Annotated in this window: 10 protein-coding genes; 6 read left to right on the top strand and 4 right to left on the bottom strand. The window is 68.6% G+C overall.

The window, feature by feature from the left end; all coding sequences use genetic code 11:
- Nucleotides 1-593: 593 nt before the first annotated feature.
- From ABZ824_RS29375 to ABZ824_RS29355, 5 genes are all read left to right on the top strand, one after another.
- Nucleotides 594-977 (top strand): hypothetical protein, encoded by a 384-nt coding sequence (locus ABZ824_RS29375; protein ID WP_356966840.1) that lies wholly within the window; start codon nucleotides 594-596, stop codon nucleotides 975-977.
- Nucleotides 978-1,308: 331 nt separating this feature from the next.
- Nucleotides 1,309-4,920: a transcription-repair coupling factor gene (gene mfd / locus ABZ824_RS29370; RefSeq protein ID WP_356966838.1), complete on the top strand. Its 3,612-nt coding sequence runs from the start codon at nucleotides 1,309-1,311 to the stop codon at nucleotides 4,918-4,920.
- 134 nt (nucleotides 4,921-5,054) lie between these two features.
- Entirely contained in the window at nucleotides 5,055-5,690 is a 636-nt protein-coding gene (locus tag ABZ824_RS29365; RefSeq protein WP_356966869.1) for a MazG family protein, read from the top strand.
- Between the two features lie 64 nt (nucleotides 5,691-5,754).
- Entirely contained in the window at nucleotides 5,755-6,078 is a 324-nt protein-coding gene (locus ABZ824_RS29360; protein WP_356966836.1) for a hypothetical protein, read from the top strand.
- Between the two features lie 160 nt (nucleotides 6,079-6,238).
- Nucleotides 6,239-7,099: a haloalkane dehalogenase gene (locus tag ABZ824_RS29355; RefSeq protein WP_356966834.1), complete on the top strand. Its 861-nt coding sequence runs from the start codon at nucleotides 6,239-6,241 to the stop codon at nucleotides 7,097-7,099.
- Between the two features lie 99 nt (nucleotides 7,100-7,198).
- On the opposite strand, the gene ABZ824_RS29350 is transcribed toward ABZ824_RS29355, so the two are convergent.
- The 3 genes from ABZ824_RS29350 to ABZ824_RS29340 all read right to left on the bottom strand — a co-directional run bounded on the left by ABZ824_RS29350 (nucleotide 7,199) and on the right by ABZ824_RS29340 (nucleotide 8,922).
- Nucleotides 7,199-7,774, bottom strand: a complete 576-nt coding sequence (locus ABZ824_RS29350) for a TerD family protein (protein WP_355074495.1) — start codon at nucleotides 7,772-7,774, stop codon at nucleotides 7,199-7,201.
- A 65-nt stretch (nucleotides 7,775-7,839) separates the two neighbouring features.
- Nucleotides 7,840-8,325 carry a pyridoxamine 5'-phosphate oxidase family protein gene (locus tag ABZ824_RS29345; RefSeq protein WP_356966867.1) on the bottom strand — a complete coding sequence of 162 codons (486 nt, stop codon included), beginning with the start codon at nucleotides 8,323-8,325 and terminating at the stop codon, nucleotides 7,840-7,842.
- Between the two features lie 141 nt (nucleotides 8,326-8,466).
- A complete protein-coding gene (locus ABZ824_RS29340; RefSeq protein ID WP_356966832.1) occupies nucleotides 8,467-8,922 on the bottom strand; it encodes a flavodoxin family protein in 456 nt (151 codons plus the stop codon).
- Between the two features lie 531 nt (nucleotides 8,923-9,453).
- On the opposite strand from ABZ824_RS29340, the gene ABZ824_RS29335 reads away from it, so the two are divergent.
- The gene (locus ABZ824_RS29335) at nucleotides 9,454-10,878 is read left to right on the top strand and encodes a stealth family protein (protein ID WP_356966865.1); all 1,425 of its coding nucleotides are present in this window, start codon (nucleotides 9,454-9,456) and stop codon (nucleotides 10,876-10,878) included.
- Here ABZ824_RS29335 and ABZ824_RS29330 read toward each other — a convergent pair.
- Complete coding sequence (locus ABZ824_RS29330) at nucleotides 10,826-11,779, bottom strand: phosphodiesterase (protein WP_356966830.1); 954 nt, start codon at nucleotides 11,777-11,779, stop codon at nucleotides 10,826-10,828. The genes ABZ824_RS29335 and ABZ824_RS29330 overlap by 53 nt on opposite strands.
- Nucleotides 11,780-11,880 lie beyond the last annotated feature (101 nt).

Below are 11,880 nucleotides of genomic sequence, written 5' to 3'. Positions count from 1 at the left end.
CGCTCGAAAGACGGGGTTGCGGTGCGCTGGGTGCTTTTGTGTCGAAGCTCGCTGCGCGGTGCACGCGTGTAGTGGCTGGCTGTGGGCTCGGGCTGCTGTTTCGTCGCGTGCGCTGCGGTCGTGGAAACGCGAGCAGGACCGCGAACGGCGGATGCTTGGTCTCGCTTCGCTCGAAAGACGGGGTTGCGGTGCGCTGGGTGCTTTTGTGTCGAAGCTCGCTGCGCGGTGCACGCGTGTGGTGGCTGGCTGTGGGCTCGGGCTGTTCTTTCGTCGCGTGCGCTGCGGTCGTGGAAACGCGTGCCGGGCCGCGAACGGCAGATGCTCGGTCTTGCTTCGCTCTGACGACGTGGCTGTGGGTGCGCTGGGCGCGACGGTGGTCGAGCTCGCTTCGGGGCGTGCGGTCGGTGTGGCTGGTTGGTGGTTGTCCCGTGTGGCCGGTGGTCGTGGGAATGTGAGCGGGGCTGAAGGAGGCTCGGTTCATTCGCTTGAACGACGGCGTTCGGCCGGTGTGGTTGCGCTGGTGCCCGCGTCGGGCAACGTTCGCCTTATCGAGTCATGGGTCGGGGGCATACGGGGATGGATAATCTCGCGGCATGCATACGCATCGGAGCTTCCACAATCCTCCTGCTCTGCCGCATGAGGTGGTAGTCGCGGTGTTGGAGCGGGCGCTCGGAGACCGCGCGTACGAGTTCGAGGCGGCGGATGCTCTGGTTGGCAGCGCCTTGAACGACGACGATCGGGAGTTCGTCGAGCACTGGTGTGCGCAGGTCGGAACGCGGGCTGTGTCCGGCAGCCCGCTGCTCGGGCTGGCCGGGCTGTGCCTGGGACATACCGCTCGGCGGTTCGGGCGGCTCAGCGATGAGTCCGTTGCGTTGGCGCGCTCCTTGTCGGCGCGTGCCGAGGCGGATCCGTCGGACGTGGACGGGCGGGCACTCGACGGTTTCGATGACGTCCGGAGTTTCCTGCACCTCTGGTGAAGGGCCCCGCAGTGTGCGTCGGGCGACATTCGCCCTGGCTATCGTAGGTGCTCGTCGGTGGTGTGCTTGTTCCGCCGGATGATGTAGCCGCGAATCGTGCTGACGGCTCCGCCGGACCTTCTCGCTGTGGCTCGCTTCTCGCCGGGAGGAGCCGGAGCGTGTTCGGGTGGGCGGCCGTGTCGGCGACGAAATAGATCGCGGATGGGCGCTCTGGTATCGGGCGGGGGCGGCAGTCGCCTCGCGGCGGCGCGGGCGCTGCAAAAACAAGATGCCCGCTTAACTAGACTCGGTTGGCCGCTCGAAACGTGTCGCCTGCGCTCAGGAGTTGTCGATGTCCACCCACCGCCCCCCGTTGGCGGGACTGGCCGCCGCGGCCGGTGCCGATTCCTCGCTACGGACCGTCGCGGAGCTGATCGGCACATCGTCGGTCGAGCTGGTCGCGCCGTCGGCGGTGCGGCCGTTCGTCGCGTCGCGGTTGGCCGCCGAGCGGCCGTTGGTGGTGGTCACGGCCACGGGGCGGGAGGCAGACGACCTGAGTGTCGAACTCGTGGAGATGCTCGGTCCCGCGGTCGCGCAGTTCCCGTCCTGGGAGACGCTGCCGCATGAGCGGCTCTCTCCGGGCGCCGACACGGTGGGGCGCAGGCTGGAGGTGCTGCGCCGGATCGCCCACCCCGGCGACCCGCATTTCCCCGCGCCGCTGCGCGTGGTGGTGACCACGGTGCGGTCGCTGATGCAGCCGATGGCGGGTGGGCTCGGCGAGATCGAGCCGATCGTGCTGCGCGTCGGCGCCGAGCTGGACTTCGACGAATTGCTCACGCGGCTGGTGGAATTCGCTTACACCCGGGTCGACATGGTGGGCAAGCGCGGTGAGTTCGCGGTGCGCGGCGGCATCCTGGACGTCTTCCCGCCCACCGCCGACCATCCGGTGCGCGTGGAATTCTGGGGTGACGAGGTCACCGAACTGCGGCCGTTCTCCGTCGCCGACCAGCGCTCGCTGCCGGACGTCGCGGTGGACGTCGTGGTCGCGCCGCCGTGCCGGGAACTGCTGCTCACCCCCGAGGTGCGCGAGCGGGCGGCCGAGGTCGCCGCCGCCAACGCGGCCGACGCGGCGCTGGTGGAGATGCTGGAGAAACTCGCGCAGGGCATCCCGGTCGAGGGCATGGAAGCGCTGTTGCCGGTGCTGCAACCGGGGCAGTTGTGCCTGCTCACCGAGGTGCTGCCGGAGGGAACCCACGTACTGCTGTGCGATCCGGAGAAGATCCGCACCCGCGCGGCCGACCTGGTACGTACCGGCGAGGAATTCCTGGAGGCATCCTGGACCGCGGCCTCGTTCGGCGGCGCCGCGCCGCTCGGCGGACACGGACTCGACCTGGCCGCCTCCGCCTACCGCCCGCTGCCCGAGATCCAGGCCAGCGCCGAGCGACAGGGCCTGCCCTGGTGGACGCTGAGCCCGCTCGCTTCCGGGGATTCCTCCGAGGTCGTGCTGCCGGTGCTGCCCGGCCCGGCCGCGCGCGGGTCCGACGAACTGGTGGCGACCATGTTCGCCTCGTTGCGCGCCCACGTGCTCACCGGCGGCAGGGCCGTGGTGGTCGTCGCGGGCCACGGCACGGCGCAGCGCATCCTGGAACGGCTGGCCGACGCGGAGGTCCCCGCCGCGGCGCTGGCGGCGGGCGCGGAGCCGAACGAGGGCGTGGTGGGCGTGCTGTGCGGCTCGCTGCACGACGGCTTGGTCTTCGAGGGCGCGGGTCTGGTGGTCGTCGCCGAATCCGACCTCACCGGCAACCGGGTCACCGCGCCGACCGAGGGCAAGCGGATGCCCGCCAAACGGCGCAACCAGGTCGACCCGCTCGCGTTGAGCGCGGGCGACATGGTGGTGCACGACCAGCACGGCATCGGCAAGTTCGTCGAGATGATCGAGCGCACCGTCGGCGGCGCGCGCCGCGAGTATCTGGTGATCGAGTACGCGCCGAGCAAACGCGGCCAGCCCGGTGACCGGCTGTTCGTGCCGATGGAGTCGCTCGACCAGCTCTCCCGCTACGTCGGCGGCGAGATGCCCAGCCTGTCCAAGCTCGGCGGCTCGGACTGGGCCAACACCAAACGCAAGGCGCGCAAAGCGGTTCGCGAGATCGCCGGCGAGCTGGTGCAGCTGTACGCCGCCCGCCAGGCGGCGCCCGGTCACGCGTTCGGACCGGACACGCCGTGGCAGAAGGAGATGGAGGACGCGTTCGCGTTCACCGAGACCGTCGACCAGATGACCGCCATCGCCGAGGTGAAGTCGGACATGGAGAAGGCCGTCCCGATGGACCGCGTGGTCTGCGGCGACGTCGGCTACGGCAAGACCGAGATCGCGGTGCGCGCGGCGTTCAAGGCGGTGCAGGACGGCAAACAGGTCGTCGTGCTGGTGCCCACCACGCTGCTCGCGCAGCAGCACCTGCAGACCTTCACCGAGCGCGTCGCGGGTTTCCCGATCACCGTGAAAGGCCTGTCCCGCTTCACCGATCCGGCCGAGGCCCGCGCGGTGCTGGAGGGAATGGCCGACGGCGGCGTCGACATCGTGGTGGGCACGCACCGGCTGTTGCAGACCGGCGTGCGCTGGAAGGACCTCGGCCTCGTGGTGGTCGACGAGGAGCAGCGATTCGGTGTCGAGCACAAAGAGCACATCAAGGCGCTGCGCACGCACGTCGACGTGCTCACCATGTCGGCCACCCCGATTCCGCGCACCCTGGAGATGAGCCTGGCGGGGATTCGCGAGATGTCGACCATCCTCACCCCGCCGGAGGAACGCCACCCGGTGCTCACCTACGTGGGCGCCTACAACGACAAGCAGGTCACCGCCGCGATCCGGCGCGAGTTGCTGCGCGACGGCCAGGTGTTCTACGTGCACAACCGGGTGTCGTCGATCGACAAGGCGGCCAAGCGGATTCGCGATCTGGTGCCCGAAGCGCGGGTGGCGGTCGCGCACGGCCAGATGAACGAGGACGCGCTGGAGTCCACCGTGCAGGGCTTCTGGCAGCGCGAATACGACGTGCTGGTGTGCACCACGATCATCGAGACCGGTCTGGACATCTCCAACGCCAACACCCTGATCGTGGAACGCGCCGACGCGCTGGGCCTTTCGCAGTTGCATCAGCTGCGCGGCCGGGTCGGGCGCAGCCGGGAACGCGGCTACGCCTACTTCCTCTACCCGCCGGAGAAGCCGCTCACCGAGACGGCCTACGACCGACTGGCCACCATCTCGCAGAACTCCGATCTCGGCGCGGGCATGGCGGTCGCGATGAAGGACCTGGAGATCCGCGGCGCGGGCAACGTGCTCGGCGCCGAGCAGTCCGGCCACGTCGCAGGGGTCGGCTTCGATCTCTACGTGCGGCTGGTCGGGGAAGCCGTCGAGGCGTATCGCGCCGCCGCGGACGGCAAGCCGATCACCACCGAGGAGGTCAAGGAGGTGCGCATCGACCTGCCCGTCGACGCGCACATCCCGCCGGACTACATCGCCAGTGACCGGCTGCGCCTGGAGGCATACCGCAAACTCGCCGCCGCGCAGGATGATTCGGCGCTCGCGCAGGTCGTGGAGGAACTCGTCGACCGGTACGGCCCGTTGCCGGTGGAAGTCGGGCGTCTGGTGTCGGTGGCCAAACTGCGCCTGCTCGCCCGCGAGTACGAGGTCACCGAGATCGCGGTCACCGGGACGACCTTGAAGATCTCGCCGCTGCACCTGCCCGATTCCAAGCAGATGCGCCTCAAGCGGCTCTACCCGAGCGCGGGGTACCGCGCCGCGTCCGGGGTGGTGCAGCTTCCGCTGCCGCGCGTGCAGGACAGTGTCGGGGCCGAGCGCGTCCGCGATGTCGTGCTGCTGCAATTCGCCGCCGATCTGTTGCTGGCGTTGGACGGGAAGGCGCAGGGAGCGGTCGACCTCACCGTCGCCGCCGAGATGGCGCCGCGATGAGCTCGACACGCGACGAGTCCGTTCTGCGGGCCGCCCGCCATCGCGCGGTTCACGGCGTGGAGCGCGACGGGGAGGCGACACCGCGCACGGACACCGCGGTGGTCGCGGCGGGGCTGGCCGGGGCGGTCGAGGTCATGGACCGGCTCTGGCATTTCGGTGGGTGGGAGGTCACCCAGACCCACGACTCGCTGCGCCCCTATCTGCTCGAGGAGACCTACGAACTGCTCGACGCCATCCAGCACGACGATGCCGAGACGATCAAGGAAGAACTCGGCGACCTGCTGCTGCAAGTGCTCTTCCACTCCCGGATCGCCGAGGCCGCAGGTGAATTCACCGTCGACGACGTCGCCGCCGCGCTGGTGGCCAAGCTGGTCAACCGCAGCCCGCACCTGGTGGATTCCGCGATCGATCCCGACGCCTCGGTGGCCGAGAAGATCGCCGCCCAGGAACGCGCTTGGGAAGAACGCAAATCCGCCGAGAAGTCCCGCCGCTCCTGCCTGGACGGCATAGCCATGGCCCAGCCCGCGTTGGCCCTCGCCGAGAAGATCGTCTCCCGCAGCACCAAAGCGGGCCTGCCGTCCGACCTGGTTCCGGAAGCCCTGCGCGTCGTGCACCTCGGTGGCCCGGAAAGCGCCGAAGAACGCCTCCGCAAAGCGACGCTGAGCTTCGCCGCCGCCATTCGCGCGGCCGAGGACGTGGCGGAAAAAGAACGCGGTGAACGTCTTCCGCTCACCGCGGAGGATTGGCGCGCCTTCTGGGCTTACGAGTAGGAAGCCGCCTCACCCGAACGCGGTCCCATCCGCAGGGCCGTCGGTATCAGGGGACACTGAGAAAATGCCGTATCCCGAATTGAACGCCCGACCACAATGGCAATCGACCGGCAACGGCAAATTCCCCGTCGCCGCCCACGTCGACGGCCGGTGGTGGGTCCTCCGGATCAACGGCTTCCCCGACCACCCACTGTGGACCCTGTTCATCGATGGCGCACCCTGTTTCGACATCGACGACCCCCCACCCACCTGGGACCGCCCGAGCCCCCGATCCGCCCCACCCCTCGACCGCGCCACCGCCGACCGAATCCTGAGCCCGATCCAGCACTTCATCGCCTACGGCAGCGAAGTGGGCGACCCCTGCGACGACCCGTTCTGCTGCGGGTGACTCCGCGATTCGTGTCGTTCCACTCGGCCGGCAGCCTGGGCTGAAATCGTCAGTCTTCATCAACCGACCACGGGGGTTTCCGCTCCGGAGACGGCGCCTCGGTGGAGGCGACCGCGCGCTCGGGTGCACCCGAGGTAGCCTGTCTCGGAGGGAGGGGCCAATGCTGATCGATTTCGTTCCTGACAAGAGTCTGTACCCCTTCGAGTCGCGCTGGTTCGACTCGTCGGTGGGCCGAGTTCACTACATCGACGAGGGGGCCGGGCCGCCGCTGCTGTTCTGTCATGGCGCTCCGGCTTGGAGCTTCCTCTACCGCCACATCGTGAAGGACCTGCGCGACCGGTACCGGTGTATCGCCGTCGACTATCCGGGTTTCGGATTGTCCGAACGTCCCGAGGGTTTCGGCTACACGATCGCCGAGCACACCGCGGTCCTCGGCGAACTGATCGATCACCTGCGGCTCGACGGCTTCGTTCTGATGGGACAGGACTGGGGCGGCCCCATCGGTCTGGGCGCGAGCGCCGCGCGCGCGGATCGGGTGCGGGGGATCGTGCTGGGCAATACCTCGTTCTGGCCGACCGAAGCGCTGGCGAATCGGGCGTTCAGCGTGATCATGGGCAGCCGTCCGATGCAGCGGCGGATACTCGAACAGAATTTCCTCGTCGAGCGCGTCCTGCTCGCGGAACTGGGGCGCAAGCTGACCGCGGCCGAGGCCGACCACTATCGCGCGGTGCAGCCCACCGTGGAAGCCCGACGCGGACTCGCCGCGACGCCCAAGGAAATTCGTGCCGCACGCCCGCTGCTGGACCGACTCGCCCGAGATGTGCCCGTCCTGCTCGGCGACAAGCCGGCCCTCTTGGTGTGGGGAATGCGGGACATGGTGTTCCGTCCGAACGCCTGTATCCCGCGAATGCGAGCCGCCTTCACCGATCTCGACGTAGTCGAGCTGCCGCACGCGCGGCATTTCATTCAAGAGCACGCACCGGAAGCGATCGCCGCGGCGATCGCGAAGCGGTTCCCGTGAGTTCGACCGGAGCCGAAACGTGCCGCGCGGGTCCTCCGGCGCTCGATGCCGATGGAGCACGAGGCCGAAAGACCGGCGCGGCGAACCCGAATCGAACCGTCAGACGTTGACGCCGTAGTCCCGGGCGATGCCCGCGAGCCCGGAGGCGTAGCCCTGGCCGATGGCGCGGAACTTCCACTCGTTGTTGTGGCGGTAGAGCTCGCCGAAGATCATGGCCGTTTCGGTGGAGGCGTCTTCGGTGAGGTCGTAGCGGGCCAGTTCGACGCCGGTGGCGGCGTCGACGACGCGGATGAAGGCGTTGCGGATCTGGCCGAACGACTGGCCGCGTGCGTCGGCGTCATGGATGGACACCGGGAAGAAGATGTTGGTGATGTTCGGCGGTGTGGCGGTGAGGTCGATGTTGATCACCTCGTCGTCGCCTTCACCCGCGCCGGTGAGGTTGTCGCCGGTGTGCTCGATGGATCCATCGGGCGAGCGCAGGTTGTTGTAGAAGACGAAATGCTGATCGGACAGCACTTTCAGATTCGGTCCGCAGGCGAGCGCACTGGCGTCGAGGTCGTAGTCGGCGCCGGTGGTGGTGCGCACGTCCCAGCCGAGCCCCACCGACACCTTGGTGAGATTCGCGGCCTGCTTCGACAGCGAGACATTGCCGCCTTTGGCCAAAGTGACGCTCATGATCCCCTTCCGCGCGGCACGGCCGGTGCCGCCTCTTTCTCTGCTCCCGGGAACGCCGGGCCGATCTAGTTCTGGTGGTCTGCCCAGGATCTCAGGGTGTCGACCCGGCCTTTCAGCGCCCGCAACTCGCTCTCGTCGTCGAGCACCGTGCGCTGGATGCCTTGCACGACCGCGAAGGCCGACTGGCGATGGTCGTCGATCACGTCGACGTCGATGCGGACGGCGACGTAGTCGGCGGCGTCTGGCATCTGCTCGGCGACCACGTGTGCGGTGCCCCTTGCGCACATCGCCACGTTGCCTCCACCGAGGATCAGCAGGGCCACCTCTGGATGTTCGCGCAACCGCGCCAGCGAACCGCGATCGTACTTGAGGCTGATCAGGATGCGCCGGTCACCGGCCCGCACCGGCCAGGACACCGGAATCGCATGCGGTGCAGGGTCGGTGGTCACCAGTACACCGATCGTCTCCAGTGGCCATTCCGGGAGCGCGTCCAGCTCGGGATGATCTGTCGAGTTGTGCTGACGTTGGGCGGGGCTCGCTCCGGCTGCCATCTTCGTCACCTCATGGATCGTCGAGCGCGGCGGGCTGTGCCGTGCTTGATAGCAGTCTAAGGCGCTGTGCGCCTTGCGCGCTGGCGCTGGGCGCTTTGTCCGGACCGCCCTTTGGTGACCAGCGGCGCGTGCCCGGCGCGGTCAGGCCGAGATCAGCGCGGGAATGTCGAGCGCGGCGGCCCACTCCCTGGCCATGTCGCGCACGCGGACCTCTGCCGACGCGTCGTGCCGGGCGTGTTCGCCCACCTGCACGGCGCCGCGCGCGGCGAGTTTCTCGGCGATGATCTCGCCGCCGCGGTTGAACGTGTCGCCGTACACGATGTCGCCGAGCCCGAAGACGGCGAAACGCAGCCCGTGCAGATCCGGCGTGTCGCGGTCGAGCGCGTCGGCGAAGGGTTCGGCGCCGGTCGGCAGCTCGCCGTCGCCGTAGGTCGAGCACACGACGACGTGGAAGTCGCGGACGTCCAGATCCGCGAGGTCGAAGTCCGTCATGTCGTGCACCGAGACGTCGTGCGCCCCGCGCAACTCCGCGGCGATGGTGTCCGCCGCGGACTCCGCGGTGCCCATCTCGGATCCGAACAGAATGACGACGCGCACCGGCACAACCCTTCCTCTTGATGCTATGGTGAGGCTATCCTAATTATATTGCCCAGTGTGTGCCACGGCCGTGGGCAGCGCACGGGCAGGCGCGGTTCAGCCGCACCGATTGACGGAATGTCGAGCGCGTTGCATCATTCGTAGAGGTGCCCGGAGTTTCCTGGGCAGACCACTTTCCAGTCGGCCGATGACCGTCCGGCGTGCAGCTGCCACCCGTGCCATTCGATCGTTCCCGCACGAGTGCAGCGCTTCCATCCATGACGCCATGCGCGTCCGGCCGTGAGTGAGGTGAAACGAAATGGTCTACCAGTCGTCTACATACCGGGTGATCAATTCGTACCCGCGCTTCGGCACCCTTCCCCACTTCTGAATGTCACCGCGCCAGGCGCGCGGTCCTCGCACGTCGATGCCCCGGCATCGACGGATCGGCGCTCGGCGCGGTGCCCCGGACGCAATCTTCAGACCGGTGGTTCGACGGAAGTGGAGGCAGTCATGACGGACAGGGGAGCAGTGGACTCGGGGGCGGTGGAAATGGTCACGCGGGCCATGGCGAGCAATCTCGCCGTGTCCGCCGCGATGATCGAGGATCTCGGCTACCTGCGCGCGGAACTGGCCGCCGCGGAGGTGCCGTTCCTGCTGGTGCGCGACAGCGGGCACCGGCTCGTGCTCGCGGCCGACGCGGCGCAGCGCCTGATGGTGCGCCGGGTGACCGCCGCGGCGATGTCGGCGGGGTTCTCCTGTGTCGAATTGCGGCACAACGTCTTCCGGCTCGGGCGCGACCACGACCCGGCGCACCATGTCGAGCTGGAGCTGTGGGAATACCACGGCGACACGGTGACCTGCCCGCGCCCGAACGCGCTGACCCGCCCGGTCTTCGACCTCGCCGACGTCCAGCGCACGCAGGTGCGGCTGTTCGACCGGACCTGGCCCACCCTGGCGGACATGTTCGCGCCGCAGACCGGTGACGTCGGGTTCGATATCGACCTGGTGTTCTCCTGGGTGGACGGCTCCGATCCGGAATTCCGCGCCCGCCGCGCCGGGATGCTCGCTCAGGTCGTGGTCGGCGAGGGCGACGACGCGGACGCCAGGATCCGCCAGATCGACGAGTTGAAGTACGCCCTGCGGTCGGTGCACAAGAACGCGCCGTGGATCCGCAGGATCTTCATCGCGACCGACTCCACACCGCCGGAGTGGCTGACCGCGCATCCGAAGGTGACCGTGGTGCCCGCGGCGGACCACTTCCGGGACGTCAGCGGCTTGCCGGTGTTCAATTCGCACGCGGTGGAATGCCAGTTGCAGCACATCGACGGGCTCAGCGAGCACTTCCTGTACTCCAACGACGACATGTTCTTCGCACGTCCGGTGCGTCCGTCGATGTTCTTCACGCCGGGCGGCGTGAGCCGATTCATCGAAGCGGACACCAGGATCGGGCCCGGACGCAACAACGAGCGGCGCAGCGGTTTCGAGAACGCCGCCAGGGTGAACCGGGCGCTGCTGGCGGAGCGCTTCGGTTATGTCATCACGCGGCACCTGGAGCACACGCCCGCGCCACTGCGACGCAGCGTGCTCATGGAGATGGAGGAGGAGTTCGCCGCGGACTTCGCGCGCACGAGCGCGAGCCGGTTCCGCGCGGCCACCGACATCTCGGTCACCAATTCGCTGTATCACTACTACGCCATGCTGACCGGGCGCGCGGTGCCCCAGGAGTCGGCGAAGATGCGGTACGTCGACACGACCAGCTACCACGGTCTGGCTTTGCTGGACGGGCTGGCGCGTCATCGCGACGTCGACTTCTTCTGCCTCAACGACGGCAGTTTCCCCGAGGTCGCCGAGTCCGACCGGGTGCGGATCGTCTCGGAGTTCCTGGCCCGCTACTACCCCGAGCCCGCGCCGTGGGAACGGCTCAGTACACCGCCTCGTCATCCGCTTCCGGAGTCGACGCAGGGCGCCGCATGACGTGCGGGATGCGCGCGGCCGGCGGGATCACGATGCCCTCCTCCGTCAGCCGTTGCCGCGCCTCCTCCGGCGTGGCGGGAGCGCCCACCGTGCGACCGCGCTCGATGGGCACCACCGAGTGCACCACGGTGTCCGGATAGATGTGCACGTAGTTGAAGGCCTGCGCGCCGTCCCGGCCGCGCAGGCCACCCTGCGCCACACCGAGATCCTGGCTGTAGCAGGTGGCCGACGCCACCGAGACGGGGATGCCCGCGAACGTGGCGCTGGTGGAGAAGTGCAGGTGCCCGGCGAGGATGGCGCGCACGTCGGTGCCGTCCAGCACGTCGGCCAGTCGGCGCTGATCCCGTAGTTCCACGGTGACGGCGAGGTCGATCACGCACGGCACCGGCGGGTGGTGCATGGCCAGGATGGTGCCGAAGGGCGCGGGCTCGGCCAGGACCGAGCGCAGCCACCCCAGCTGGTCGTCGGAGATCTCCCCGTAGTGGTGGCCGGGCACCGAGGTGTCCAAGGCGACGATGCGCAATCCGTCGATCAGATGCACCCGGTCCAGCGGGGAATTGGTGGGGTACTCGTGGAGCAGGCGGGCGCGGAGGGCGGCGCGGTCGTCGTGGTTGCCGGTGACCCACACGATGGGTGCCTGCAGACTTCTGGCGAATGGCTCGACGATCGACTTCAGCTTGGCGTACGCGGCGGGCTCGCCCCGGTCGGTGAGGTCGCCGGTGAACACGATCGCGGTCGGCCGGATCCCGCTCGCCGCGGCCTGGTCCAGCAGTTGCCGTAACCGCAGGTCGGCGTCGACATCGCCGTACAGGGGGTCGTCGCCCGCGATGAGATGTGTATCGCTGAAGTGGAACAACACATGATCCGGACGCGGATACTCCGCGACTCTGGTGATGGACACCGGACCGAATCCCTCCTGGCGGTTTGCCCGCCATTGGCTTGGCTCCGTCGCCACGATAGCGCCGGTTACGGACAGGTTTCCCGGCGGTTGATGAAGACTCG

The organism is Nocardia sp. NPDC047038 (assembly GCF_040644075.1).
GTDB lineage: Bacteria > Actinomycetota > Actinomycetes > Mycobacteriales > Mycobacteriaceae > Nocardia > Nocardia sichangensis.
This window is presented reverse-complemented; position numbering and strand designations above follow the sequence as displayed.

What these genes read in the sequence shown, in the direction of transcription:
- ABZ824_RS29375 (WP_356966840.1), top strand. Translation starts at nt 594, where the DNA reads ATGCATACGCATCGGAGCTTCCACAATCCTCCTGCTCTGCCGCATGAG.
- mfd (WP_356966838.1), top strand. Translation starts at nt 1,309, where the DNA reads ATGTCCACCCACCGCCCCCCGTTGGCGGGACTGGCCGCCGCGGCCGGT.
- ABZ824_RS29365 (WP_356966869.1), top strand. Translation starts at nt 5,055, where the DNA reads ATGGACCGGCTCTGGCATTTCGGTGGGTGGGAGGTCACCCAGACCCAC.
- ABZ824_RS29360 (WP_356966836.1), top strand. Translation starts at nt 5,755, where the DNA reads ATGCCGTATCCCGAATTGAACGCCCGACCACAATGGCAATCGACCGGC.
- ABZ824_RS29355 (WP_356966834.1), top strand. Translation starts at nt 6,239, where the DNA reads ATGCTGATCGATTTCGTTCCTGACAAGAGTCTGTACCCCTTCGAGTCG.
- ABZ824_RS29350 (WP_355074495.1), bottom strand. Translation starts at nt 7,774, where the DNA reads ATGAGCGTCACTTTGGCCAAAGGCGGCAATGTCTCGCTGTCGAAGCAG.
- ABZ824_RS29345 (WP_356966867.1), bottom strand. Translation starts at nt 8,325, where the DNA reads ATGGCAGCCGGAGCGAGCCCCGCCCAACGTCAGCACAACTCGACAGAT.
- ABZ824_RS29335 (WP_356966865.1), top strand. Translation starts at nt 9,454, where the DNA reads ATGGTCACGCGGGCCATGGCGAGCAATCTCGCCGTGTCCGCCGCGATG.